Origin of the sequence: Dyadobacter sp. CY327 (assembly GCF_021390415.1) — a bacterium.
Taxonomy (GTDB): domain Bacteria; phylum Bacteroidota; class Bacteroidia; order Cytophagales; family Spirosomataceae; genus Dyadobacter; species Dyadobacter chenhuakuii.
Map to the genome: position 1 here is coordinate 44,224 of NZ_JAJUXJ010000001.1, position 25,255 is coordinate 69,478.

21 protein-coding genes and 1 tRNA gene are annotated in these 25,255 nt (G+C 46.5%); 11 read left to right on the forward strand and 11 right to left on the reverse strand.

Annotated features, from left to right (window positions below):
• Nucleotide 1: 1 nt before the first annotated feature.
• The 6 genes from LZG74_RS00250 to LZG74_RS00275 form a co-directional block, all read right to left on the reverse strand.
• Nucleotides 2-610 (reverse strand): hypothetical protein, encoded by a 609-nt coding sequence (locus tag LZG74_RS00250; RefSeq protein WP_233794669.1) that lies wholly within the window; start codon nt 608-610, stop codon nt 2-4.
• Nucleotides 611-923: 313 nt separating this feature from the next.
• Nucleotides 924-2,444, reverse strand: coding sequence for a RagB/SusD family nutrient uptake outer membrane protein (locus LZG74_RS00255; protein WP_233794670.1), 1,521 nt, complete (start codon nt 2,442-2,444; stop codon nt 924-926).
• A gap of 25 nt (nt 2,445-2,469) precedes the next feature.
• Nucleotides 2,470-5,808, reverse strand: coding sequence for a TonB-dependent receptor (locus tag LZG74_RS00260; RefSeq protein WP_233794671.1), 3,339 nt, complete (start codon nt 5,806-5,808; stop codon nt 2,470-2,472).
• Nucleotides 5,809-5,980: 172 nt separating this feature from the next.
• A complete protein-coding gene (locus tag LZG74_RS00265; protein WP_233794672.1) occupies nt 5,981-7,087 on the reverse strand; it encodes a FecR family protein in 1,107 nt (368 codons plus the stop codon).
• A gap of 107 nt (nt 7,088-7,194) precedes the next feature.
• Nucleotides 7,195-7,803, reverse strand: coding sequence for an RNA polymerase sigma factor (locus LZG74_RS00270; RefSeq protein ID WP_233794673.1), 609 nt, complete (start codon nt 7,801-7,803; stop codon nt 7,195-7,197).
• A 356-nt stretch (nt 7,804-8,159) separates the two neighbouring features.
• Nucleotides 8,160-8,232, reverse strand: a tRNA-Met gene (locus tag LZG74_RS00275).
• A 160-nt stretch (nt 8,233-8,392) separates the two neighbouring features.
• On the opposite strand from LZG74_RS00275, the gene era reads away from it, so the two are divergent.
• The 3 genes from era to LZG74_RS00290 all read left to right on the forward strand — a co-directional run bounded on the left by era (nt 8,393) and on the right by LZG74_RS00290 (nt 11,401).
• On the forward strand, nt 8,393-9,316 hold the full coding sequence (gene era, locus LZG74_RS00280) for a GTPase Era (protein WP_233794674.1): 924 nt from the start codon (nt 8,393-8,395) through the stop codon (nt 9,314-9,316).
• A 64-nt stretch (nt 9,317-9,380) separates the two neighbouring features.
• Entirely contained in the window at nt 9,381-10,691 is a 1,311-nt protein-coding gene (der, locus tag LZG74_RS00285; protein ID WP_233794675.1) for a ribosome biogenesis GTPase Der, read from the forward strand.
• A 326-nt stretch (nt 10,692-11,017) separates the two neighbouring features.
• Nucleotides 11,018-11,401 carry a hypothetical protein gene (locus LZG74_RS00290; RefSeq protein ID WP_233794676.1) on the forward strand — a complete coding sequence of 128 codons (384 nt, stop codon included), beginning with the start codon at nt 11,018-11,020 and terminating at the stop codon, nt 11,399-11,401.
• A gap of 64 nt (nt 11,402-11,465) precedes the next feature.
• Here the strand turns inward: LZG74_RS00290 and LZG74_RS00295 are convergent, their stop codons facing one another.
• The 4 genes from LZG74_RS00295 to LZG74_RS00310 form a co-directional block, all read right to left on the reverse strand.
• Nucleotides 11,466-12,302 carry a fumarylacetoacetate hydrolase family protein gene (locus tag LZG74_RS00295; protein ID WP_233794677.1) on the reverse strand — a complete coding sequence of 279 codons (837 nt, stop codon included), beginning with the start codon at nt 12,300-12,302 and terminating at the stop codon, nt 11,466-11,468.
• A gap of 91 nt (nt 12,303-12,393) precedes the next feature.
• Nucleotides 12,394-15,258 carry an excinuclease ABC subunit UvrA gene (uvrA, locus tag LZG74_RS00300; protein ID WP_233794678.1) on the reverse strand — a complete coding sequence of 955 codons (2,865 nt, stop codon included), beginning with the start codon at nt 15,256-15,258 and terminating at the stop codon, nt 12,394-12,396.
• Between the two features lie 116 nt (nt 15,259-15,374).
• Nucleotides 15,375-16,163, reverse strand: a complete 789-nt coding sequence (locus LZG74_RS00305; protein ID WP_233794679.1) for a nicotinamidase — start codon at nt 16,161-16,163, stop codon at nt 15,375-15,377.
• 26 nt (nt 16,164-16,189) lie between these two features.
• Nucleotides 16,190-16,741: a hypothetical protein gene (locus LZG74_RS00310; RefSeq protein ID WP_233794680.1), complete on the reverse strand. Its 552-nt coding sequence runs from the start codon at nt 16,739-16,741 to the stop codon at nt 16,190-16,192.
• A gap of 95 nt (nt 16,742-16,836) precedes the next feature.
• Between LZG74_RS00310 and LZG74_RS00315 the strand changes: the two genes are divergently transcribed.
• The 4 genes from LZG74_RS00315 (at nt 16,837) to LZG74_RS00330 (ending at nt 21,076) form a co-directional block, all read left to right on the forward strand.
• The gene (locus tag LZG74_RS00315; RefSeq protein WP_233794681.1) at nt 16,837-18,135 is read left to right on the forward strand and encodes a hypothetical protein; all 1,299 of its coding nucleotides are present in this window, start codon (nt 16,837-16,839) and stop codon (nt 18,133-18,135) included.
• 71 nt (nt 18,136-18,206) lie between these two features.
• On the forward strand, nt 18,207-19,184 hold the full coding sequence (locus LZG74_RS00320) for a glycosyltransferase family 2 protein (RefSeq protein WP_233794682.1): 978 nt from the start codon (nt 18,207-18,209) through the stop codon (nt 19,182-19,184).
• Nucleotides 19,185-19,198: 14 nt separating this feature from the next.
• On the forward strand, nt 19,199-19,957 hold the full coding sequence (locus LZG74_RS00325) for a DUF5672 family protein (RefSeq protein WP_233794683.1): 759 nt from the start codon (nt 19,199-19,201) through the stop codon (nt 19,955-19,957).
• An 87-nt stretch (nt 19,958-20,044) separates the two neighbouring features.
• Nucleotides 20,045-21,076, forward strand: a complete 1,032-nt coding sequence (locus LZG74_RS00330; RefSeq protein WP_233794684.1) for an OmpA family protein — start codon at nt 20,045-20,047, stop codon at nt 21,074-21,076.
• Between the two features lie 5 nt (nt 21,077-21,081).
• Here the strand turns inward: LZG74_RS00330 and tpiA are convergent, their stop codons facing one another.
• Nucleotides 21,082-21,843, reverse strand: a complete 762-nt coding sequence (gene tpiA / locus LZG74_RS00335) for a triose-phosphate isomerase (protein WP_233794685.1) — start codon at nt 21,841-21,843, stop codon at nt 21,082-21,084.
• 299 nt (nt 21,844-22,142) lie between these two features.
• Here tpiA and LZG74_RS00340 point away from each other — a divergent pair, with 299 nt between their 5' ends.
• Genes LZG74_RS00340 through LZG74_RS00355 form a run of 4 tightly spaced genes read left to right on the forward strand, consistent with a single transcriptional unit; the run spans nt 22,143 to nt 25,183 of the window.
• Nucleotides 22,143-23,411 (forward strand): aspartyl protease family protein, encoded by a 1,269-nt coding sequence (locus LZG74_RS00340; protein ID WP_233794686.1) that lies wholly within the window; start codon nt 22,143-22,145, stop codon nt 23,409-23,411.
• 40 nt (nt 23,412-23,451) lie between these two features.
• A complete protein-coding gene (mnmD, locus tag LZG74_RS00345) occupies nt 23,452-24,108 on the forward strand; it encodes a tRNA (5-methylaminomethyl-2-thiouridine)(34)-methyltransferase MnmD (protein ID WP_233794687.1) in 657 nt (218 codons plus the stop codon).
• 15 nt (nt 24,109-24,123) lie between these two features.
• Nucleotides 24,124-24,708: a D-sedoheptulose 7-phosphate isomerase gene (gene lpcA / locus LZG74_RS00350; RefSeq protein WP_233794688.1), complete on the forward strand. Its 585-nt coding sequence runs from the start codon at nt 24,124-24,126 to the stop codon at nt 24,706-24,708.
• A 37-nt stretch (nt 24,709-24,745) separates the two neighbouring features.
• Nucleotides 24,746-25,183, forward strand: coding sequence for an NUDIX domain-containing protein (locus LZG74_RS00355; RefSeq protein ID WP_233794689.1), 438 nt, complete (start codon nt 24,746-24,748; stop codon nt 25,181-25,183).
• Nucleotides 25,184-25,255 lie beyond the last annotated feature (72 nt).

Here is a 25,255-nt window from a genome sequence, read left to right on the forward strand (position 1 = left end):
TTTAGATTTCCGCGTCCTGTTTCGCCCTGACCTTATAGTCTGATGAATCTTTATCCGACCATTTGTAAATAACCTTTTTGAAGCGAAGGTCCTGGATAATAGGCTTAATATTATCTAAAAACGCGTCCTTGCTTTTTTCCGAGCCAAACAATGCACCGTTCAAAATCAATGTATCGTTTTTCGGGCCGGACGTTGCAATGGTAATCTGCTGGGTTCCGAGCACTTCTTTTTTGGAATCAGCATAAGCTTTTCGCATTGACGGAAATTCCTTAGTTTGGATCTGAATGATCTTTGTTTCCAATGTATCCACCTTGGGCTTAATGACCTTATCCTTACTGCCTTTGACCTCGTTATAAAGCGAAGTGTTCGATTTATGCCATGAAAGCCGGGTCGCAATATCCGCCTTCGACATGTCGCTTTTCATGTTCCGGTCAATGTCAATAATTTGATTATCAATAAACAAAACCATATTCTTTCCTTCCGCAGCCGTCAGTTTTTTAGGCGTCAAAAAGTATATACCAAAACCCACCACAGCAGCAGCGATCAGGGCATAAGCGATATATCTGAATATATTTCCTTTACGAGGGTTCTCTTCCATCTTTGTGTTCATCAAGTTTCAAGACAAAGCTAAAAACCCTGTTCCAGGCTTGAATAAGTATTATAAGTTACCCCTCGTGCACCTATTTCCCCAGACTGTATAGGTTGTGTTTGTGGGAGTTTAGGACAAATAATATCCAAAACAGGCCAAATCCCGGAGGGATATAATATTGGTAGCAATTCGGTGAATTAATACATTAAAAAAATCCCGGAGGGATGTAACGATGTGCATGTCGTTGCATCCCTCCGGGATTTTAATGTTTTAAATATTCTCCTGCTACCGATATTATATCCCTCCGGGATTTGCTTAGCAACCTTGGATTTGCTTAGTAACCTGGGTTTTGCGGCCCTAAATTGGGGTTCACCTGCAACTCGACCCTTGGTATCGGCATCAGATAGTCCCTTGCCGGGTTGAAGCTCGTATGCGGTTCCAGTGATTTTGGCCCTGAAAACACCGTTTCGCCCATATTACGGCGCTTAATGTCGAACCAGCGCTTGTATTCGAATGCCAGCTCGATACGTCTTTCTTCCATGATGAGCTCGATGAGGGCGGCTTTGGATAGACCTGCTGTGACATTAGCTGGGAAGGCGGTTTGTTTGCCGGCCCAGTTTCTGGCTCTTGCGCGAATTTCGTTGATGTAGGTCAGCGCTTCTGCGTTAGGGCCGTTTACTTCTACGGACGCTTCGGCGGCGATTAGCAGAATTTCGGCGTAGCGCATGGCGGCGTAGTTGTGGTCGGAATAGCGCCCTTCGGAATTGGATGTTCCGGCAAAACGCGCGTATTTGGCAATGTGTGGCCTTTTTGTATTTGGGAATTCGGTGTATGGGACGAGCTTGCCTCCGATGAGGAGTGAATCGTCGAAGCTAACTTCTTTACGATAATCGCGGTTGTCCCAGGTGTTGAACACATTCATGGAAGGCACAAGTACGCTCCATCCGCTGCGTGGCGCGTCACCGCCGCGCACGCCCGTCATAGGCGCCATAATGTCGTCATTAGCTCCGCCTTCCCCATTTTTTAAACCGAGGAAATCAATATCGAAAATGTGCTCTTTCATGTTAGGTGCTTGCGGCGCGACGAACAATGTCTGGAAATCGGCTTCCAGGGCATAGCCGAATTTGTCCTTATTATCAATCACATATTTAGCTTCTGCGTACGCTTTGGCATAATCCGCCAAAGTCAGATGCACCGAGGCCAGATACGAAGCGGCAGTTCCCTTCGAAGCGCGGCTTCGTACTTCCGAAGGCTGTTTTTCGGGCAGCCATTGTTTGGCAAATTCAAGATCGGCAATAATGCTTGCGTAAACCGTCGCGGCCGGTGTTCTGGAAATTTCCTTAACGGCCTCGGGATTGCTGATAAAATAATCAATGTAGGGAACGTCGCCAAAAACCTGCACCAGATTGAAATATGCAAATGCACGCACGAAACGCGCTTCCGCGATCAGCGGATTGATTTCAGCCTCCGGAAGCCCAAGCTGCTCTCCACCAGAAATGGCTGCATTAGCAGCACTGATTGTCTGATACCAATATGGCCAGAACTGGTTGACCATGTTGTTGTTATCATCCATATTGAAATCATTCACCTGCTGCCGCTCGGCCGGCGTTCCACGGTCGCCAATGTCGACCATATCACTGCGCAACATCAATGCGGAAACAAACTGCCGGCCATAAAGCCGCTCCGTCGCGATCCAGCCATAAGCGCCGAAAACAGCCGTTTCAACATCCTTGGCAGTTCGGAATAAAGATTCAGGCGCGAGCAAGCCCACTGGTTTTTCGTCCAGATCGGCGCAGCCCAGCGAGAAGCTTGCGGTGAGAATAAAAAGGAATAATTTATTTGTTAAATGCTTCATTTTAAATCGAATTAAGAGTCAGGAATTAGAAACCAACATTCAAGCCAATCGTGTAAGACTTGGCATTTGGATAACTGCCATAATCCAGTCCCAGGTTACGGTTACTGTCCGTATTTCCGTCCGACGAGTAGTTCACCTCCGGATCAAAACCTTTGTATTTCGTGAAAGTCAGGATATTTTGTGCACTCGCATAAATGCGCAACTTACTGATATGCAGCTTGTCCGTCACCGATTTTGGAATGTTGTAGCCCAATGCAATGTTTTTCAAACGGACAAAACTTCCATCTTCTACCCAGCGCGTTGACACACGTCTTGTGCGGCCTGCCATAGCTTTTGGAACATTGGTATTCGTGTTTGTTGGTGTCCAGCGGTTCAATGCTTCTGTCGTCGCATTATTAATCCCTGACAAGAGATTCAGCTCCATCAGTGTATAATTAAGCATATCATTGCCCTGCGATGCCTGGAAAAATATGTTAAGATCGATGCCTTTCCAGCTGAAATCGTTGCTCAATCCCCACGTATATTTCGGATGCGGGTTACCAATGATCGTGCGGTCGTCGCTGTTCAGCGTGCCATCGGGCTGGCCGGTCAGCTGGCCATCTTTTTTGCCATCAATATCCCTGAATTTTTCACCACCGGCAGCCGTTTCAAAACCACCACCCGGAACAAAGCTGTCGCCTTCCTGATACACGCCGTCATAAATCCATCCATAAAAAGCGCCCACCGGCTGGCCTTCACGCAGGATTTGTGTTTGACCTAATCCCACCAAATGCCCTGGTCCCGACGCATACAGAATGTCCGTTCCGTTTGGTAAGGACAAAACTTTGTTGCGGTTCAGGGAGAAGTTAATGTCCGTATTCCACTTGAACTCGCCCACCAGATTTCGCGTGTTAACAGTAAGTTCAAATCCTTTGTTTTCCACCGATCCAATGTTCTGCAATTGGTTGCTGTAACCAGAATATTGCGGCAGTTGAACACTGAAAAGCAGATCCTTGGTCACGCGGCGATAGTAATCTGCGGTAATGTTCAGTCGGTTGTTCAGCATGCTGAAATCGGTTCCGATGTCGAACTGGTGTGTGGTTTCCCAGGTCAGGTCGTCGTTAGCAACGGTGGTAGGACGCACGGCATTGACCGGCACGCCATTGATAATGGTGTACACATTCGAGAACCGCGACATGGTCTGATAGGGCTCAATAGCCTGATTACCAGTCAATCCATAACTCACACGCCATTTCCACTGACTGATTGTCGTTACATTCTGCATAAAAGGCTCGCTGGAAATTTTCCATGCGAATGCGCCCGAAGGGAATGTTGCCCATTTGTGATTTTTACTAAAATTCGAAGAACCGTCCTGACGAATGTTGGCCGTGAAAAGATAACGGTCCAGCAAGCCGTAAGTCAACCGCGCATAATAGGAAGCCAGCTGCCATTCGGTAAGGCTGGAAACCGGACTCTGCCACACCGAAGCGCCGCCGAGGTTCCAGTAAGAAACCGCATCCGTAATGAATGACTGGCCCGTTCCGCCCCATCTTTCGCTCGAAGACGTTTGATAGGAATAGCCGAGCATGGCCGAAAGGTCATGGTTCGTGCCTATTTTTTTGGTGTAGGTCAAATAGTTTTCGTTGAGCAGCAATGTGCTTTTTGTGCCGATAACAGATGCCGACCCGCCTACATTACGACCGTCGTTCAATGTTGTAGGGGTGAATTCGCCCGCTCTGCCACTGTTTGTAGTCGCGCCTAATGTGATGCGGAATTTCAAATCGTCCCAAAAGCTGTATTCTGCATAAAGGTTGCCCTGCACGCGGTCACTGAGTGATTCATTCTGCAATTGCGTGGCGATGGCGTAAGGGTTATCGATCGGGTCGTTTAAGCGCGCCACCGTAAAACGGCCGTTAGCACCCATGATCGGCTGATCGGGTTCAAATTTGAATGCAGAGGAAGTTACTCCCGGCGTAAGTCCGCTCGAACCTTCCTGCGTACGCGACTGATTGCGTGAAACGCGTTGTGCAAACATGTTAAGTCCCAGTTTCAAACGCTTGGCAGCCTGAATGTCAATGTTACTCGTGATCGAAAACCGGTTGTAATCCGAATTCAGAATGACGCCTTTCTGATCATAATAGGCCCCAGATACATAATATTTCACAGCCTCGCTTCCGCCAGCCACCGAAAGCTGATGGTTTTGAATCCCGCCGCGACGGAAAACTTCATCCTGCCAATCCGTGTCCGCACCCTGGTCAACCACATTGGGCCGCACTTCTTTTACGTAATCCAGAAACTGGCTCGCATTGAGCAGGTCCAGCCTGTTGATTTCTTTTTGCGTAGAAAATGAAGTGTTAAACTCAATCTTTGGCTTACCCGACTGACCTTTTTTAGTCGTAACCATAATCACCCCATTCGCTCCCCTCGAACCATAAATGGCTGTGGCAGAAGCATCTTTTAATATTTCAATCGATTCAATGTCTTCCGGAGGCGGAATGGCGCCGCCCACAAAGCCGTCCACCACATAAATAGGATCGCTGCTCGCATTGATAGAAGTCCCGCCCCTGATCCGCACTTTGAAATTGGACCCCGGCTCACCATTATTTGACTGGATCTGAACCCCGGCCGCGCGTCCCTGCAATGCCTGAACCGTTCCTAATGCGGGATATGCCGTCAATTCCTGGGATTTTACAGAAGAAACAGAACCCGTAACGTCACTTTTCTTTACTGTTCCATAACCCACGACAAGCACTTCTTCGAGTGATTTCTGATCCGTTTTCAACATAATGTCGATCTCCGTGCGGCTGCCAACTTTCACTTCCTGCGGCTCGTAACCCACAAAGCTTAGCACTAAAACTGTGTTGGCATCCGGCACAGATAATGTATAACTTCCCGTAGCGTCCGTGGACGTGCCCGATTGCGTACCCTTGATCAGAATGTTTACACCCGGCAAAGGCTCCTTCGTTTCCGAATCGGTGATTTTCCCCTTAATGGTGATCTCGGCAGGTTTTGAAAATTCCGGTTTTAGCGAGGCTTCCGCATTATCCGTCGCCGGTTTTGGCGCTTCCGATGGCCGGATCACAATATTTTTTCCCGAAACTTCATAAGTAAGCCCCAGCGGAACCAGGAAATCATTAAGCACTTTGGAAAGCTCCTGGTTCGATTGCTGAACCGTCACTTTCCTGCTTGACTGGATCACTTTTGAGCTGAAAATAAACCGGACGCCAGCCTGCTTTTCGATGAGGCTGAGCACTTTTTTTACATCCTGCTCCTGCGCTTGCAAACTGATTTTCTTGGTCAGCAACTCCTGGGCGCGCACGTCCACAGCCGTGGCCGTCCCGATGAACCACAGTGAAATCACGAGCTGAACCAAACTTATCCGCATAAGAAACAACAGTTTACGATTGAACTGTACTGGTATTTTCATAGTTTTGAACAGTTTTGTTAATTGATTATTGGCAAAAACTTTCCCCCGCATCTTTCCAAGGATGACAGTCGGCAAAACTTCGGGGGTTACTTACACAGCCGGTAATGTTCCACCATTACCGGCCATTTTTTTAATGATCCTTACAACCTTCTCCTTCAATGATAATGCGGCCGTCGATGAGCTCGTAACGTGCGCCAACTGCCTTGCATACAAGGTCTAATTTTTCGTATAATGTCATTTCCGTAAGCCGCGCCGTGATAGGGCAGCCGTTCATGACGTTTTTGTCAAAAATGATTTCAATGCCATAAGCCTTCTGCAATTCCGCGAAGACATTGGAAACGGGTGTTTCATCAAATTCAAAATTGTGAGGGCTAACATTGCTATCCACCAATTCCGGGCTGGGAATGAGGCTTTTGGTGATTTTTACCGATTCACGTACCACCACAATTTGCTGATTAGGCTCGATCACCACGCCCGTCAGTTCCCTGGAATGCTTTTTTTCATTGATTTCCGGATCTTTCCGCGTGAAAACGGCAACGCGCCCGGTTTTCACTGCCACCGAAACTTCCTTTTCGTTTGCATAGGACCGCACAGTAAAGCTCGTGCCCAAAACTTTGGTAATCACTTCATTAGCATATACAAAAAACGGCCGGGATGGATCTTTAGCAATGTCAAAAAACGCTTTTCCGGAAAGGTAAACTTCTCTTTTTCCTGTTTTAAAATCTGCGGGATAACTCACTTTGCTGCCCGGATCAAGTTGCAGGCTGCTACCGTCCGCTAGTGAGATCAATAAAGGCTTTTGGGTCAGATTTGTCTTTTCAATGAGCGGGTCGGCTGCCGTTGAGACCAGCTCGTCGTAATTGATTTGCTGCTTGTGGCTGTAAGTCCAGAAAGTGTAACTCAGACCGGCTACGACCATCAGCACGGCGGCAATGCTCATTAAGGGCTGGAATAGGCGTATTTTCCGGGAAGTCTCAACAAATTCGTCTTCGCTTTTGATATTTCCAATGATCTGGCGAACTGCATTTTCCTTTTCAAAATTTGACAGAAGAGCCGAAGTTGGTGCAATTGCAAGCACCAGATCGCGGGCGCTGCGGACCATTTCCGTTTTGTTGGGATGGGCTGCCAACCAGTTTTGCCAGTTTTCCTCATCTTCTCTGGTCGGTTTCAGCACCCAGTTCCGAAAAGCCGGGTCCCAAAGAAAATCCTCCAAAGTAAAATTATGGTATTGATCCATGTCAAAATGTTGTCATTTAAATAGCATTAGACAACACACAGGATCTGATACTGTATTTTTTTATCTTTTTTTAAAAATTTATTGGGAAGGCGAAAGCTTGGGTCTGATTAAACGATAAACCGAAGCAGAAGGAATAGCGATACAACGGACCGCCATTGTGTTTTGAGGAATTTAAAGGCAGTTTGCAGCAGGTTAGACACCGACTGCGGGTGAATTTCCATAATGGCAGCGATCTCATCCCGGTCCATATCTTCAAAAAATTTCAGGTAAACCGCCTCTTTTTGCCTTTTGGGCAATCCGTTGAGCATATGCGTGATTTGGGAAGCAAGCTGCTGGTCGTGCTCGGACTCTATAAATGAATGTTCTGCATAAAAACCAATGTCGAAACCTTCGTCAGGCAGCAAATGGTCAAGAAATAGCATCCGGTTTTTCTGAACCATCCGGTGCAGTCGGCGCCTTAATGAAGCCAGCAGGTAGGCTTTGGGCGGAATATCAGGATTAAGACTGCCTTTTTTCTCCCAAATTTCTAGAAACACATCCTGAATGCAATCCTTAATCAGCTCCCTATCCCGGCAGAATTTATTTCCATATTGAAACAAAAGATCATAGGTAACATCAATCAGCATTTCAAAAGCCGCAACATTCCCAGCCAGCATCTCATGCCACAAAGCAATCTCTTTCTGCTCTTTTTGAATATTGCTGGCAACGAACCTCATTGAAAACACCTATTGAAACGTGTACGAAAACGGATCAACCCTCAGGAAATCCGACTTTATCATGGCGTAATGATAAAAGACACGGACAGCCGTTTTCTGCTTATTTGCCTGGTAATGTTTTGATTTAAATTTTGGGAAGATCCTTGTGTTGAAGATCTCCAACTGCCCAAAAACGCAAAAAGGCCGCGAACTCACGTTTGCGACCTTTTTCTTGTAGCGGGAGCTGGACAGGGACGCCTGCCGCTCGAACCAGCGACGTTTGGGTTATGATCGGAGTCGCGTTCGACCCCAGCGAATTACCAACTGCCCCGAAAACGCAAAAAGGCCGCGAACTTTCGTTTGCGACCTTTTTCTTGTAGCGGGAGCTGGACTCGAACCAGCGACCTTTGGGTTATGAGCCCAACGAGCTACCAACTGCTCCATCCCGCGGTGTTGTTGAATTGGAGTGCAAACATACGACTATACTGGATATGACGCAACTTTTGACCGATAAATAATTGAAGTTTTTTTGTAATTACCCTCCTTCACAACCTTTTATAGCAATTTCATGGGCGGAAAACCGTACTTTTGTGTGATTTTTAAGTAACACATGGAAGAAAAGACAGAAATAGCAGTTCCTTTCCGCAACCACCGCGCCGGTTTCGTCAGCATTATTGGTAAGCCAAATGTTGGTAAATCCACATTAATGAACGTTCTGGTGGGCGAAAGGATGTCAATTATAACCTCGAAAGCCCAGACCACGCGGCATCGCATTATGGGCATTCTGAATGGTAAGCATGAAGATATCCCGTTTCAGCTGGTTTACTCGGATACACCGGGTGTCATCAAGCCGGCCTATAAGCTGCACGATTCGATGATGACTTTTGTAAAGGGCTCATTGGAAGATGCAGACGTGGTTTTGTTCGTGGCCGAGATCGGAGAGAAAGTGGCTGATCATGAGGTTTTGCCGTTGCTGAAACGTGCCGATGCGCCGGTGGTGCTGGTTTTGAATAAAATAGATTTATCGGATCAGGAGCACGTTGATGCGAAAATGGCGGAATGGCAGGCGGCGCTTGAACCGGATGCGATTGTGCCTATTTCGGCCTTGCACCAGGCGAACATTGCGACGCTTTTTGACGCAGTGATTACCAGATTACCATTCCATCCGCCGTATTTTGGCGAGGATGAACTAACCGATAAGCCGGAGCGTTTCTTTGCTTCCGAAATGATCCGCGAAAAGATCTTCCTTAATTATCGCCAGGAAATTCCATACAGCTCCGAAGTTTTAATTACAGAATTTAAAGAACGGGACGACATGATCGTCATCCGCGCGGAAATCCTTGTGGAACGCAAAAGCCAGAAAGGGATCATTATAGGAGAAAAAGGCGAAATGCTGAAAAAAATCGGGACGCAGGCGAGGATTGATATGGAAGCGTTTTTTGGTAAAAAAGTGTTTCTGGAACAACATGTGCGGGTTGAGCCGGATTGGAGAAGCAAGGAAAACAAGCTGCGACAGTTTGGCTACGACGAATAATTTATAATAAAAGAAAGAAGGACGGTTGATTGCGAACCGTTTGGACCACATTAATTAATACAAAATGGCAAATATTATTTCAATTGTTGGGCGTCCGAATGTGGGCAAATCCACATTATTTAACCGCCTTACGGAAAGTCGTAAGGCTATTATGGACAACCAGAGCGGCGTTACCCGTGACCGTCATTATGGTTACGGTGAATGGACCGATCAATATTTTACGGTAATCGACACCGGCGGTTATGTCGTTGGTTCAGAAGATATTTTTGAAGGCGCAATTCGCGAGCAGGTTGAGCTTGCACTGGAAGAATCCACGGTGGTTTTGTTCATGGTGGACACGATGACGGGACTTACGGATCTGGACAAAGATTTCGCAAATGTGCTTAGACGCGTTAAGAAGCCGGTTTATCTGGTTGCTAACAAAGCCGAAACGCAGGAGCGTTACCAGTCTGCGGCTGAATTTTACGAGTTAGGGCTTGGCGATCAGATTTTCGCTATTTCCGCACAAACTGGTTTCGGAACGGGTGAATTGCTGGATCAGGTGATCACACATTTCGAAACGCCGGGCATTGAAGATCCCGAGGCTGGAATCCCGCGTATTGCGATCATGGGAAGGCCGAATGTAGGTAAATCTTCCTTCCTGAATGTGCTTACAGGCACGGACAGAAGCATCGTGACGGACATTGCGGGCACAACGCGCGACGCCATTCACACGCATTATAATGCTTTTGGAATGGAGTTTATCTTGACGGATACTGCCGGACTTCGCCGCAAATCACGCGTTAACGAAGACATTGAATATTATTCTACATTGCGTTCGGTGAAGGCGATGGAGGAATCGGATGTTTGTATCATTCTTTTGGATGCGACATTAGGCCTCGAAGGTCAGGATATGAACATTATCGGTCAAGCTGATAAGGCGAAGAAGGGCATTGTGATCATGGTGAATAAGTGGGACTTGGTTGAAAAGGATTCCAAAACGGCCGATACATTCAAAAAAGCGCTTTTGGAAAGACTGGCGCCGATGAACTACATGCCTATCATTTTCGCTTCCGTTGTTGAAAAGCAGCGCATTCACCAGGTGATGGAGAAGGCGATGGAGGTTTACAAAAACAAAACCAAGAAAATCACGACTTCGAAATTGAACGAGGTGATGCAGGCTGAAATTGAAAGATATCCGCCGCCGGCTGATAGAGGCAAGTATATTAACATCAAATATATGATCCAGCTGCCCACGCCGTCGCCGACGTTCGTGTTTTTCAGCAGCAATCCGAAGCACGTGAAAGAACCTTACCTGCGTTACCTGGAAAACAGGATGCGCGAGAACTTCGATTTTTCAGGGGTTCCTATTACAATCTTTTTCAGAGAGAAGTAAGAGAATCAGAATGTTATATGAAAAACGCCGGGCCTTCGAGTCCGGCGTTTTTGTTTTATCGGGTAACTACTACATTTCAGCCGGTAAAATACGCGTTTCGTCTTTTTTTGGTCAGCCGCTGCAACCTTTTGAATTACCTTTACATCTGTTAATACGAAGCATCTGCCGTTCAACATTTTTAGTCTGTAAAAAATATTTGCTAAAAATTGTTAAAAACAAGGTACTATGTATTGCAAGATACCTAGGAAAACATATATATTTGTACAGTCAATTAGTTACATCGAAATCGCATCCTGATTTTTCTTCTGAACGACCGAAACATAGCCATGAAAACACTTAAAATAGTAACACTCCTAGTTTTGTTCAGCTTGCAAGCTGGCGCAACCGGCTACTCGCACAACATGTTTGTAGCCCACAAAAAGTTACAGGCAGGCAAAGAGTGCGTGCAGCCAAGCGAACGCATTGTTGCGAAAAAGGCAAAACCGGCAAATGTTGTGAAGCACCACGCAAGTGTGAAACGCGTTACGGCAATTACTGCTCAGTTTACAAGCAATTCCGAGCCGATGACATTGAATGAAAGAATCCTGGAAGCAGGTCCTTCTTCGTTCTTTTCAAGTGAGCAAAACAGTGATGCCGATGATTCAATTGTTACAAAACTGATCTCATTCGTTCGCTGCACGATTTACGCATTCATCGGATTGCCAAGCTGATCCGACCTAATATTCACCATGAATTAAAAAGCTGCAACTGGTAAGGTTGCAGCTTTTCTCGTTTTCAGCCGACCACATTGGTCAATGTGCCGATGGGCTCGATGGAAATGTGAATAATATCGCCTTGTTGTAATGTAAAATCGGATGGGGGGATGATGCCGGTGCCGGTCATGAGGTAAGCGCCGTGCGGGAAAGCCATTTCGAGGAAAAGGTAACGAAGCAGTTCGTCGGGCTTGCGTTTCATCTGGGATAATGTCACTTCGCCGCTGAAAACTTCTTCTCCAGAGCGGACAATGGCAATGTCGATCACCGTGTTCTCGCCAAGCGGAAATTCCGGCACATACAGGCACGGACCAATGGCTGCGCTTCCCGTATAAGACTTAGCCTGAGGCAAATACAACGGGTTTTCGCCTTCAATGCTTCTGGAACTCATATCATTTCCAATGGTGTAACCCACCAATGTTCCCGACGAGGAAGCAAATAATGTGAGTTCTGGCTCGGGCACATCCCAGGTAGAATCCCGGCGGATGCGGACGGTTCCGTGGTTGCCTACAACCCGCCAAGCGGTCGATTTGAAGAAAAGCTCGGGTCTTTCGGCTTCGTAAACGCGATCGTAGAAGCTTCCGCCGCCTGCTTTTTCGGATTCTTCCATGCGGGCCGTGCGGCTTCTGAAATAGGTTACGCCCGAAGCCCAAACTTCCTGCGAACCAATGGGCGCCAGGATTTCGGGCATGGGAAGATCGTCTGTAAAAGTGATCGGAATGAGGCTTTCAATTTGTATTTCAAGCCAATCGTACAGATCGTCGCGGTTCACAGCAACGTCCCAGTCGGTTTCATGCAAACGATAAAAAAGATCGTCCCTTTCCAGCAGGATGCCGTTTTCTGTTTTATATAACTTCATAAGAATCGCATTTGGTTTCGGTTCAATAAGGCTTTTCCCTATTGTCTTTACTGCATAATCTACGATTCTTCGCTGTAATCAGGCTATTTGATCAGATTTTGTCTTTCAGGAATGTGGCTGTGTAATTGTCGTCGATCTTAGCCATTTCCTCCGGCGTTCCGGCAAATGTAAGGTAACCTCCGCCATCGCCGCCTTCCGGACCAAGATCAAGGATCCAGTCGGCGCTTTTGATCACTTCCATATTGTGCTCGATGATGATCACGCTATCGCCCTGGTCTACCAATGCATTAATGGCTTTCAGAAGCTTCTTAATGTCATGAAAATGCAGACCGGTTGTGGGTTCGTCAAAGATGAAAAGGGTTTTTCCTTTGTTGGAAGAGCCTTTTCCCAGGAACGACGCCAGCTTCACACGCTGCGCTTCCCCACCCGATAATGTGTTCGAAGATTGTCCCAACCCTACATAACCCAGCCCTACTTCCTGCAAAGGCATTAGTTTTTCAACCAACTTTGGCTCAGTAGGCTTGAAAAATTCAATGGCTTCATCCACGGTCATATCCAGGATTTCGGCCACGTCTTTATCATGGTAACGCACTTCCTGGATTTCCTGCTTAAATCTTTTGCCATTACAGCCTTCACATTTAAGGTAAATGTCGGCCATAAACTGCATTTCAATCTTTACCTGGCCTTCGCCCTGGCAAATTTCACAGCGCCCGCCATCCACATTAAAAGAGAAATGGGAAGGTTTATAGCTCCGTGCTTTCGACAATGGCAGATCGGCCATCATCTGACGGATATAATCGTAAGCCTTAATGTATGTAACGGGGTTAGAACGGGATGATTTTCCAATTGGATTTTGGTCAATCATTTCCACGGCTTCAATGCGGTCAATGCTGCCCGTGAGCTCGTCGAACTTCCCAACTTCCTCGCTGAATTCTCCCTTCATACGCATTAGCGCAGGATAAAGGATTTTACGGATCAATGTTGATTTCCCCGAGCCGCTGACGCCCGTAACGACCGTTAACGTGTTCAGTGGAATGGTAACATCGAGTTCTTTGAGATTATTTTCCCGTGCGCCTTTGATTTGTAAATGGTGCAGCGACTGACGTCTGATTTTCGGAACCGGAATCGAATCGTTTTCCAGCAGGAAATCCAATGTGTGGGATTGAATGCCGTTTTCGCTGTTTTCGATATAACCATTGTTTTTCAACTCAGAAATATCTTCCCAACTGCCCTGAAAAACAACGTGTCCGCCGCCCGTTCCGGCTTCCGGGCCAATGTCAATGATCTGATCGGCGGCGTGCATAACCTCTTCCTCATGCTCCACAACAATCACGGTATTACCAAGATCGCGCAAAGATTCGAGCACGCCAACCAAACGTTGCGTGTCACGTGGATGCAAGCCAATGCTCGGCTCATCCAGAATGTACATCGAGCCCACCAATGCGCTTCCAAGCGAAGTCGCCAGTTTAATCCGCTGGAATTCACCGCCGGATAATGTGCTCGTAAGCCGGTTTAATGTCAGATAACCCAAGCCTACGCGGATCATATAGTCCAGACGCGTTTCAATTTCGGTCAAAACCCGCCTTGCAATCTGCCGGTCATGGTCGCTGATTTCCAGGTTTTTGAAGAAGGTAGAAACATCCTTGATCGGCATTAAAACCAAATCCGTGATCGAAGCGCCACCCAGTTTTACAAATGATGCATCTTTACGCAAACGCGATCCGCGGCAATCCGGGCAGGTTGTGCGCCCGCGGAACCGCGAAAGCATGACCCGATATTGAATTTTATAGGTTTGTGTTTCCAGTTCAGCGACGAAGTCATTGAGTCCCTGAAAATATTGGTTACCAGTCCAAAGCAGGTCTTTTTGCTCGTTTGAAAGGTCTTTGTATGGCCTGTGAATGGGAAAATCAAACTTAGCGGCATTGCGGACAAGCGGCGTAAGCCATTCGCCCATTTTTTCGGTCCGCCAGGGAGCAATCGCCCCTTCATATATAGATAAGCCCTTATCGGGAATGACCAGATCAGGATCAATGCCTAATATTTTACCAAAACCCTCACACCTTTTGCAGGCCCCGTAAGGGTTATTGAAACTAAAAAGATTGACCGTAGGCTCTTCAAACGACATGCCGTCCAGCTCAAACTTATCCGAAAAAACCCGGCGCTCGCCATTCAGCACCTGCACAATGCAAATTCCTTCTCCTTCGAAAAAAGCCGTTTGAACAGAATCCGAAAGCCGATATTGCGTGTCCTCATCGTCGTGCTTCACGCCAGCACGGTCGATTAATATAAAAACCTGATTTCCAGCTTGCGGATAATTGTCCGGGTTTTCGAGAATGTCTTCAATAGAAACGACCTCATCATTGAGATAAATTCTATTATAACCCTTTGACAATAAAATTGTTAGCTCCTCTTCCTGCGTGCGTCCCTCGCGAATGTGCAATGGCGCCAGGATCATGACGCGCGTTCCCTCCTCATGCCCAAGCATGAAATTGACCACATCCGTAACCGTGTCTTTCCTCACCAGTTCGCCCGAAATCGGCGAATAAGTGTGCCCTATGCGCGCAAAAAGCAATTTGAGATAATCATAAATTTCCGTCGAAGTTCCTACCGTGGAACGTGGATTACGCGTGTTCACCTTTTGCTCAATGGCAATGGCGGGTGAAATGCCTTTGATATATTCTACTTCCGGCTTCTCCATCCGGCCCAGAAACTGCCGCGCATAACTGCTCAAACTTTCAACATACATGCGCTGCCCTTCGGCAAACAATGTATCAAAAGCCAGCGAAGACTTGCCCGAACCGGAAAGGCCCGTGATCACCACGAGCTTGTTCCGTGGAATGGCAACATCAAGATTTTTAAGATTATTAACTCGGGCACCTTTGATCAGAATGTATTGTCTCGGATCCAGATCATCGAATTGGGCAGCTTCAATCCGCGGCACAGGTAATTGCATCATAGGAGAAATCAATGGGATAGCCGGCGCATGTTTGGTCACACACCGATCTTTATATTAACCAAAAGTACATTTATTTAGTTTGGCATTTCAGGGCGGAATCTTCCAATGCGGTCCTGTTACAGCTGGACTGCGTTTGCCTTCAAAAAAGTCATTCCCTTTTGCGCCGCTTCCTCATAAATAGGGTCGGCGACATCTTCGAAATTGGTCACGTTGGACATGCAATCCGTCAGAATGGTCACCTTAGGGGCCAATTCCGGGGAATACTTTAAAATTTGATTGATGCTCGTCGCCACACAATGTGAACGCGCTTCGCCCGCTATGAGAATTTGATCAAATGCGGCAAGCTCGTCCAAAAATGCCTGATCCAGTTCTGTTTCGGGCGCATTGGCAACCGGAACCTGGGCGCGAAAGACGCCGAAATGCTCAGTTAAGGGGTTTGTTCCTTTGATAACCGCCTTATAATCTCGCCCCGTCCGGTGTGTCCAGGCGAGCAATGCGTCCATGATGATATCGTCCAGTGCAGCGCCTTTGGAGCCGATCAGGCAATGTTCCGGCCAGATGAAATGCATGAATTCCCCTTCGGCTTCCAGCGTTTCCAGATATTGAATCACATAATCGCGTTCGTAGCGCGGCGTCCACTTTCCAGCTTTCACATTGGCAGCCGTAATCCGGGTGAAAGGCGCCACTGTATTTCCATTCGCATCTTCCCAAAACAGCGGATGCGCAATGTCCAGGACTTTATGCGTGTCCAACGTAGCGAAAATAGCGTCGATCTTTTCTCCTTCCAATGCGATCAGTTTTGCAATCCTCTCCACGTCCTTCTCGGCACCGGGCACGAATAATGCACCTTTTGGATTACAAAAATCAAACTGTGCGTCGATGAGCAATAGTGCTGTCTTTTTCATTTGGGACGATATGGGATTGAGGCCGTTTAATGTTCCAGTTGTTTCGGGATTTCCATCTGGCGCGCATACATTTTGGAACAAAGCGTATAAAGCGAGGCTAGCATGCGATTGGTGTCCTTAATGTAGTCCACGCGATAATCTTCGTCGAGCTTATTATATGCATTCAAAATCACCTGCGCTTTTTTGGCCAGATACAGCGCGCAAGTGTCTGCACGGGAAGAATAGGTTTTCAATATATCCGCATATTGTTCCATGAAAGTGTTCATCAAGAACAAGTTAAGCTCAATGCTCCCGATTTTATCCTTAGTAACCTTCACATGATAAGAAATATCGCCGCTCAGGTTCCGCATATCCATTAAAACCCAGCCGGGCGTATTTTGGTTGGATTTCGAAGTCCTGGTAATGCGGCCGATAATTTCCTCCCGCCGCTCGGGAATGGTGGCGCTGTCTTCGATCAGCTCAAAGTGCAGCCGGTCCGAAAGCGTTTTATCCTTCGTGATCAGCCTTAGCAGCAGCTTATCCTTTTCTTTGGCCGGCATTTGGATAATCGCTTTTTTAAGTTGATCGGGTAATGCCATAAAGTAGGTTTAACATACTTAAATTTACAATCCAGGAATACGCGGTTAACTTTATACAACTCAATATTCCTTCGCTTTTGACAAAAATATCAGATATGCCTAAATATCTTTCTATCAGTTTAAGCATTGCTATCTTTTTGGTCTTCTGTGTGACGCTTTTCTCCAACACGCTCAACATGCCGTCTTTCGACGACTACGACACGACCATCGGATTTATCAAACGCATCTTTTTCGACGACTATACTGCCAAAGGAAAGGTTGAAATCCTGTTTGGAAGACACAATGAGCACCGGATCATCATAACAAGGCTCGCCGCCGCAGCATATTTCAGCGTTTTTCACCAGGTTGATTTTGCCAATCTCGTTTTTTTTCAAAATCTGATGCTGCTTTGCTTTTTCATATTAATGTTGGTGATTATGGACAACAACAGGCTGCTATATGCTGAAAGCATTCTTTTTGCCTCGGTATTTTTGTTCAGTCTGGGGTTTTGGCAGGTTTCATTTTATTACTGGGCCGGAAGCCAGCATTACGCGGTTTTTCTTTTCTGCTTCCTGAGCCTTTTTTTCCTGAATAAATCACAAACCATTAAAAGCAAGCATTTTTTCCTGGCGGCCCTGTTCGTCATTATCGCGGTTTTTTCTTTTGGAAACGGGTTTCTTGGCTTGCTGCTGGGGGGATTTATGCTGTCGGTTCAAAAGAAATGGCCGCAACTGGTTGCCTGGACGGTCATTTCTGCTGTTTTACTGTGGGTTACATTCGTTCTGGGCGCACAAGTGGTTGTTGAGCGCGACGTTCCTTTCAACTTCAACTGGATGAAAAGCCTGCTCCTGACTTTCCTTGGCAGTTTTGCCTATGTTAACCCGGCTACCAACTCCGATATCAACATTAATTTTTGCATGATCCTGGGTACGACGGTGCTTTTGGTTTGGATATGGTTGTTTTTTAAAGGTTATCCGCGCCGTAATCCGTTGCTATACTGCATGCTTTCCATGCCCATACTCACGGGCTTTGTGATATCCGTTTCAAGGTTTGAGTACCAGGCTTTTGGTGGTGTGGCGCCGCGCTATATGTTTTTCACGGCGACCATTCCGGTGATCCTGATGCTTATTTTTCTTGACCTTAAAATACTGCGCATTCGGCATTTACGGATTCTGGCGTGGGCGGGCGTGCTGCTTTGGGGAGTCGTTTATGTCAATAATAGAAAAGCGTTGAAAGAAATGAACAAGGACCTGGCCCAAAGAGTGATTGCCTGGCAGAGCGATCCCGAAACGCGCCTCATTCATTTCAACGAAGCGAAGCCTTCCTCCGAGGCGCTGCAATGGGCGATCGACAATAATGTGGTGAAGATTCCTGATTTAAATGAATTCCAGGACACAGAAACCGTTCAAAACTGAGGTCGCAGTTGTGGATAGTGTAAATTGACTGCTAACTTGCAGCGTTTTTTAAATTCTTTTGCAGATTTTTTATGATTTCAGTGGCTTTGTGTACTTACAACGGGGCAAAATATTTGTCCGAGCAGTTGAAGAGCATTGCTGATCAGACACTGCCGGTTGATGAGTTGGTTGTTTGTGATGACAGGTCGAAAGATAATACCATTGAAATTATCAAGTCATTTGCCGAAGGAAGCGCTTTTCCGGTTTACATTCATACCAACGAAACGAACCTCGGCTCGACCAAAAATTTCGAGAAATGCCTATCCCTATGCACGGGTGACATTATTTTCCTTTGCGATCAGGACGACAAATGGCGCCCCGACCGCGTTCAGAAACAGGCGGATTATCTGAATGCAAATCCCGATAAAGATGCCGTTTTCTGCGACGCCATGAAAATGGACGACGATTCAAAGCCAGTCGGCAGCACAATCTGGGAGGAAATTGAATTTGATTCAAAAAAGCAGAATAGGTGGAAAAATGGCAAAGCGCATGAGATCCTTTTCACAGGTTTTATCGTGACGGGGGCAACATTAGCGATCAGACAATCGTGTCTGGCGCGGTTGATGCCATTTCCAACCAATGTTCCTGACCTCATTCACGACGCCTGGATGGCCATGGTGCTCAGCCTCGAATGTAAAATTGATTTTATTCCCGAAACACTCATTTACTATCGCATTCACGCCAGCCAGCAGGTTGGGTTTGGAAATAGAGTGGACAAAGTTCAGCTCAAAGACCGGCTGAAACGCGACCGCACCAAGAAATTGATCCCATTGAAGGAAAAAGGAGAAAAACTGCTCGGAATGTACAGGCTTTTGCAGGCACTCCCTTTTGTGCCGCAGGAAAAACTGGCCAAGCTGGACCTTGCGCAGAAGCACTTTTTTAAACGCGCCGCATTGCCCGATAACCGGCTTTTGCGCCTTCCCACGGTTGCCAGCCACATCATTCAGGGCCATTATCGTTTCAGCAGCAAAGATTGGTGGTTGCCTGCCATGGGCGACTTACTCGAATAAATGATCCGGTTATAGTGAAATCAAGCAAATCAAAATCTTCCGTTGCAGTTGTTATCCCGGTTTATAAATCGGTGATGAATGAGAATGAAAAACTGTCATTGAAGCAATGCATGAAGGTTTTGGGAAATTATCCTGTCAAAATAGTCAAACCGGCGAGCCTGGATTTGAATGCTGTTACAGAGGCATACCCGAACATTGAGCTCGTTAGCTTCGACGACGCATTCTTCAAAGACATTGCAGCCTACAACCGGCTCATGATCTCTATTGATTTTTACAAAACATTTCTCGCCTACGAATACATACTGATCTATCAGCTAGACGCTTACGTTTTCCAGGATTCACTTTTGGCGTGGTGTGCCAAAGGTTTTGATTATGTAGGAGCGCCCTCGCTGCATATGCCTGCGCTTGACGCACTGGGAGCAGGGGCTTACCAGCAATTTGCCGATGCGCTTTCCACGCACCGAGTTGTGTTCAATGGTGGATTATCATTAAGGCGCATTCCGGCTATTATTCGCTATCTGAAAATTTATAATGCAGTTTATCCGGCCTGGGTCGGGAACGAGGATATGCTTTTTTCGCAGGAAGCAACGCGATTAATTCCTATGAAATTGTTTCTTAAACTCCCTTCCTGGCACGAGGCGCTGGGTTTTGCTTTTGAAAAAAGCCCAGCTGCGACATATGAGATCACGCAGCACAACCTGCCTTTCGGATGCCACGCCTGGGAGCGTTACGATCCGCAATTTTGGTCTGCCTTTATTTCTGACAATCAATGAGTTACATTGTTTAACAAATTTTAACAAACTATCAGGAATGTTAGGACGTTCTTGCAGTTAGTTTTAAAAAGTTAAAAATGTAATGTCATGAATTTCAAAGTGCTTTTGGCAGGAGCAGTTGCCATTGTATTTTCATTCAGTCCGGGTTTTGGACAAATCACGAATAACCCCAAGGTTGAGGAGCAGTCTGTGCCATATGTGAAGATCAGGCGTGTAGAACTTACCGACCAGCAGACCATTATCCATTTTCAGTTTGTTGAAAAAAAGGCAATGCAGGTCCAGCCGCGTAATCTTCCGTTCCCTATTCCCAGGAAACAGCAGCAGCAATTTCAGCAGCCTAATGCCGGTGCTATCTGGCTCGATCCGGAAACCCGGCTTTACAAGCCCGGAGAAATAGATATAAAGTTCAAGTTTATCAAAGCGGACAACATCCCTACTTCGGGATCAAAAGAGATTATGCCCGGCGACACCGTTAATTTCGTGGCTTATTTTGAGCGTCTGGATCCTGGAATTGAGGTTTTTGACTTTTATGAAGGGCGTAGCACTGGAGGAAGCCAGTCGTGGAATTTTTATGGCATCCACATTAAAAACCCGCTGAAAAAGGAAGCCAAAGCCCCGCAGGCAGCTGCAAAAGTAGAAAAGCCAGTTAAAAAGCCCGTTCAGCCCGCACCAAAGCCAAAAGTGGTAGAGAAACAGGAGCCAGCCGAAGAGCCGGTTGCGGTGGAACAGCCAAAAAGTGGTTTGGAAAAAATGAAAGCCGGGAAAATGGCAGTAGGCGAGACGATCAGCTTGCCGAATGTGTATTTTGAAACATCAAAAGTGGACCTGCTGCCCGAATCCTACGAAGAGCTGAACACGCTCGTGGATTTGCTGAAAGAAAGCGAGAGTATGAAAATCCGCGTTGAGGGCCACACGGATAATGTGGGTGACTTTGACAAAAACCTGGATTTGTCCCGAAAAAGAGCAGAATCGGTGCGGAGCTATTTAGTTGAAAAAGGCATCGCTGCCGACCGGATCGAGGCGAAAGGCTACGGAGGCACCCGCCCATTGGCAAAAGGCACCTCCGAAGTCGAACGCAGCAAAAACAGACGGGTAGAATTTGTGGTTACCCAAATGTAATGTGCTTATCTCGCCTTGATGATGTTTGTAAACTCCCTGGATTTCAAGGATGCGCCACCTACCAGGCCACCGTCGATGTCCGGGGAGCTGAATAATTCGGGAGCGCTTGCTGCTGTAACACTTCCACCGTACAGGATAGAAATTTCTTCCGCAACAGCTTCACCATATTTAGACGCAATGTGCTGACGCAAAGCCGCGTGCATTTCCTGCGCCTGCTCCGCCGAAGCCGTTAAGCCCGTTCCGATCGCCCAGATCGGCTCGTAAGCGATCACAACTGAAAGCAATTGTTCTTCCGAAAGATGGAAAAGACTTTCTGTGATCTGGTTTTTTACAAATCCGATATAATCTTCATTCTGACGCTGATCCAGCGATTCGCCGCAGCAGAAAATCGGTGAAACGCCATTTTCCAAAGCAGTATTCACTTTGCTGGCCAGAAGCGCATTGTCTTCATTAAAATACTGACGGCGCTCGCTGTGTCCGATCAGCACATATTCCACACCGATCGATTGCAGCATTTGTGCCGAAATCTCTCCCGTATATGCACCCGAGACCTTGTCTGAACAGTTTTGTGCAGCCAGGGCAAAGTTTGGGGCGCTTTCCAGATATTTTTTGATAGTAGTAAGATAAATGGAAGGAGGGCAAAGGATCACTTTTACATCACCTTGAACCTCATCGTTCGCCATATTAACGAGTTCGGAAGTCAGCGCAACTGCTTCATCCAGAACTTTGTTCATCTTCCAGTTACCTGCAACAATTTTTTTTCGCATGAGAAAATTTTTATTGTGAAAAACGCCTTTTAACGCAACAAAATTACCATAATTTCCTCATTTACATTATTATCCATAAATGTTCTGAAAAATGTCAGAAACTTTGCACATATAAAGATTTTTTTGTGTTTAATTGAGATAAAATGCATTAATTTTACTTAGATAACCGATCGTGCCGTTTTCGGCACTTACTGTTCACCGAGGATAATAAAGACAGAGTTAAGCCATTTATAATCAACGTGTTCTATAATGTTTCTACCGGAGTTCAGAACTTAGCATTTTAAAGAAAGGAGGCCACGATGAAAACGTCTAAGTGGTTATTTGTAGCAATCATACTTTTTACGAGCAGCATAGCATTTGCTAAATCAGAAGATGTGCCCCCCGTTTCCGAGGAGAAGTATGGCTACTTTTTGGATAAAAATCACAAATCCACCCGCATCCCTTTTGAGCTGCATTCAAACCTGATCCTTTTGTATGCAAAGATTAACGACACCGACTCCCTCCGCTTTATTCTGGACACGGGAGTAAGTTCCATCATTATTACAGACCCCCACATTCTCAAACCGGACAAGCTGCGCCTGACCAGGAAAGTAAACCTGACCGGCGCCGGTGAAGGCAGCAGCATTTCTGCGCATGTGGCAATCGATAACCGGTTTTCTATGGGCCGCCTCAAAGCCAATCACCAGAACATTGTCGTTTTGGAAGATGATTTTTTAAGACTTTCAGAATATGTCGGCGTGCCAGTTCACGGTATTTTTGGCTACGAAATTTTCAACAACTTTGTGGTTACCATCGACTTCTCGAAGAAAGAACTGATATTGATGCGCCCCGATAAATATCGTTATAAGACAAGAAAAGGCGACAAGCACCCGCTGATCATTGAAGATACCAAGCCGTTTACAGATGCCGTAACCCTTTTTGCAGACGGCCGAGAGCACCCGATCCGGGTTTTGATCGATACCGGAGCCGGACATGCATTGTTGCTCAATAACACGCCGAAAGAATCATTCAGGCTTCCTGAAAAGGTCATCCGGGCGCAGTTGGGACGTGGTTTGAATGGGGTGATTAACGGCAATCTCGGCAGGATAGACCGGCTGCGGCTGGGCCGTTTTACGATGGACAACATTGTGGCGTCGTTTCCGGACAGCATTGCATTTGGTTCCAAACTGCGCGCCGGGCAGTCGCGGCAGGGTAATATTGGCTGTGAGCTGCTGCGCCGTTTCAAGGTAACAATGAATTATTCGCAAAGCTATATGGTGCTCAAACCGGTCAGAAGCCGTTTGCGGGAAAAATTTGAGCATGATATGAGTGGAATGGAGATCCGTGCGGAAGGCATCGACCTGCGTTCTTACATTGTCAACCACATTGCCGACGATTCACCGGCTCGTAAAGCGGGGCTTCTGGAAGGAGATCAGCTTTTGTTTATAGATGATCATGCAGCTACGGATTTGAATGTCAGTGAGATTTATAAGCTTTTACAGCGCGGCGACGGGCGGAACATTGATTTGCTGGTAAAACGGAAGGGAGATATTTTCTTTACCCAAATTACCCTCAAAAGAATGATTTAGTTTACTTTTAAGCCAAATTCAATTAAATACGCGGCTTAACTTGGAACGCCTCATCGTAACCGAAGACGGTTCACATTCGCTGTATAGTCCACAGTACAATCAGCAATATCATTCATTACAAGGTGCGCTGGTCGAAGCAGAGCACATTTATGTTAATCTCGGTTTGCGTCCGATCCTTGAACAAGCGGAATCTACGGTTTATGTTTTTGAAATGGGTTTTGGAACAGGGTTAAATGCTTTCCTGACCTGGAAACTGGCCGACTTGCTCAAAAAGAATATTTATTACGTCGCAGTAGAAGCCTTTCCCGTTACGCGGGACGAGGCTTTTTCTTTGAACTATGCCGCATTAACCGGTTATTCCGGCTTTATGGACCTGCACGACTGCGCGTGGTCAGCGGAATGTGCGGTTTCTGAAAACTTTATACTGAGGAAAGAACATTCGCGGCTCGAAAATTTTAAGTCAACCGAGAAATTTGATGTTATTTACTACGATGCATTCGATCCCCGAGCGCAGCCTGAATTGTGGACAGCAGAAATATTTTCACAAGTAGCAGCCCAAACCAAGCAAGGCGGCGTATTGGTAACATATTCTTCCAAAGGAATTGTAAAACGGGCATTGAGGGCAGCGGGTTTTGAAGTGCAGCGACATAGAGGACCGGGACGGAAAACCCACGTCTTGAAAGCGATAAAAATTTAAAAATCTAACATATAAATGGATTACGCCAGCATTATTAGCCAGGAATTAAAAGAAGCACAAGCGGTTTTAGACCAATTTTTGAATGACCCCGTCCAAATTGAAAAAATAGAAAAAGCAGCGCGGTTAATGGCCGACGCGATTCTGGCAAACGGAAAGATTATCTCCTGCGGAAACGGCGGCTCACATTGTGACGCCATGCATTTTGCGGAAGAACTAACAGGCCGTTACCGTGATAACCGCCGTTCATTGCCGGCCATAGCCATTTCCGATGTAAGCCATTTGAGCTGCGTAAGCAATGATTATGGTTACGAATACGTGTTTTCAAGGTTTATTGAAGGCCTCGGACAACCTGGCGATGTGCTATTCGGACTCAGCACCAGCGGGAACTCTGCGAACATTATCAAAGCCACCGAAGCAGCACGTGCGAAGGGCATGAAGGTGATCATTATGTCAGGAAAAGACGGCGGGAAACTGGCCGGAGCCGCCGACATTGAAATCCGCGTCCCACACTTTGGCTATGCGGACCGCATCCAGGAAATCCACATCAAGGTGATCCATATTTTTATGCTTTTGATTGAAAAAATGGTTTTGCAGGAATAATAGGGCTATATTATCCTGCACACCAACTCCCAGACCCATGAATGTCCGTCCTTCTGCCATTATTTTACAAGATGAGCGCGTGCTCACTTTACGCTATTGCTATGGCGATCAGGCGGTTTATGCATTGCCCGGCGGCAATCCTGATCCCGGCGAAAGTCTCCAAAGCGCACTGGATCGCGAATTGAATGAGGAATTGGGCGTGATGTCGGATATCAATGAGATGGTGATCTGCGGGGAAGTGATCTGGAAAGAGATCGAAAAAGAAACCCTGCACATGATTTTTCATACCAAAATCACAGGAGATCCAAAGTTGAACCCGGTCCATACAACTGCCGAGGAAATCGTTTGGCTTCCTATCCATGAGCTGGATAAGAAATTAATGTATCCCAATGTCGGAAAGCAGATTCAGGACTTTGTTACGATGTTAACCAAATCGGGTCATATCGGCGTTATCGATCAGCCTTATATTAAATAGCGGAAATTCAGATTTTCCATATATTTTCTCTTCATTTCTATAAAAGAGAAACATACCGTACTTTTGCATTTT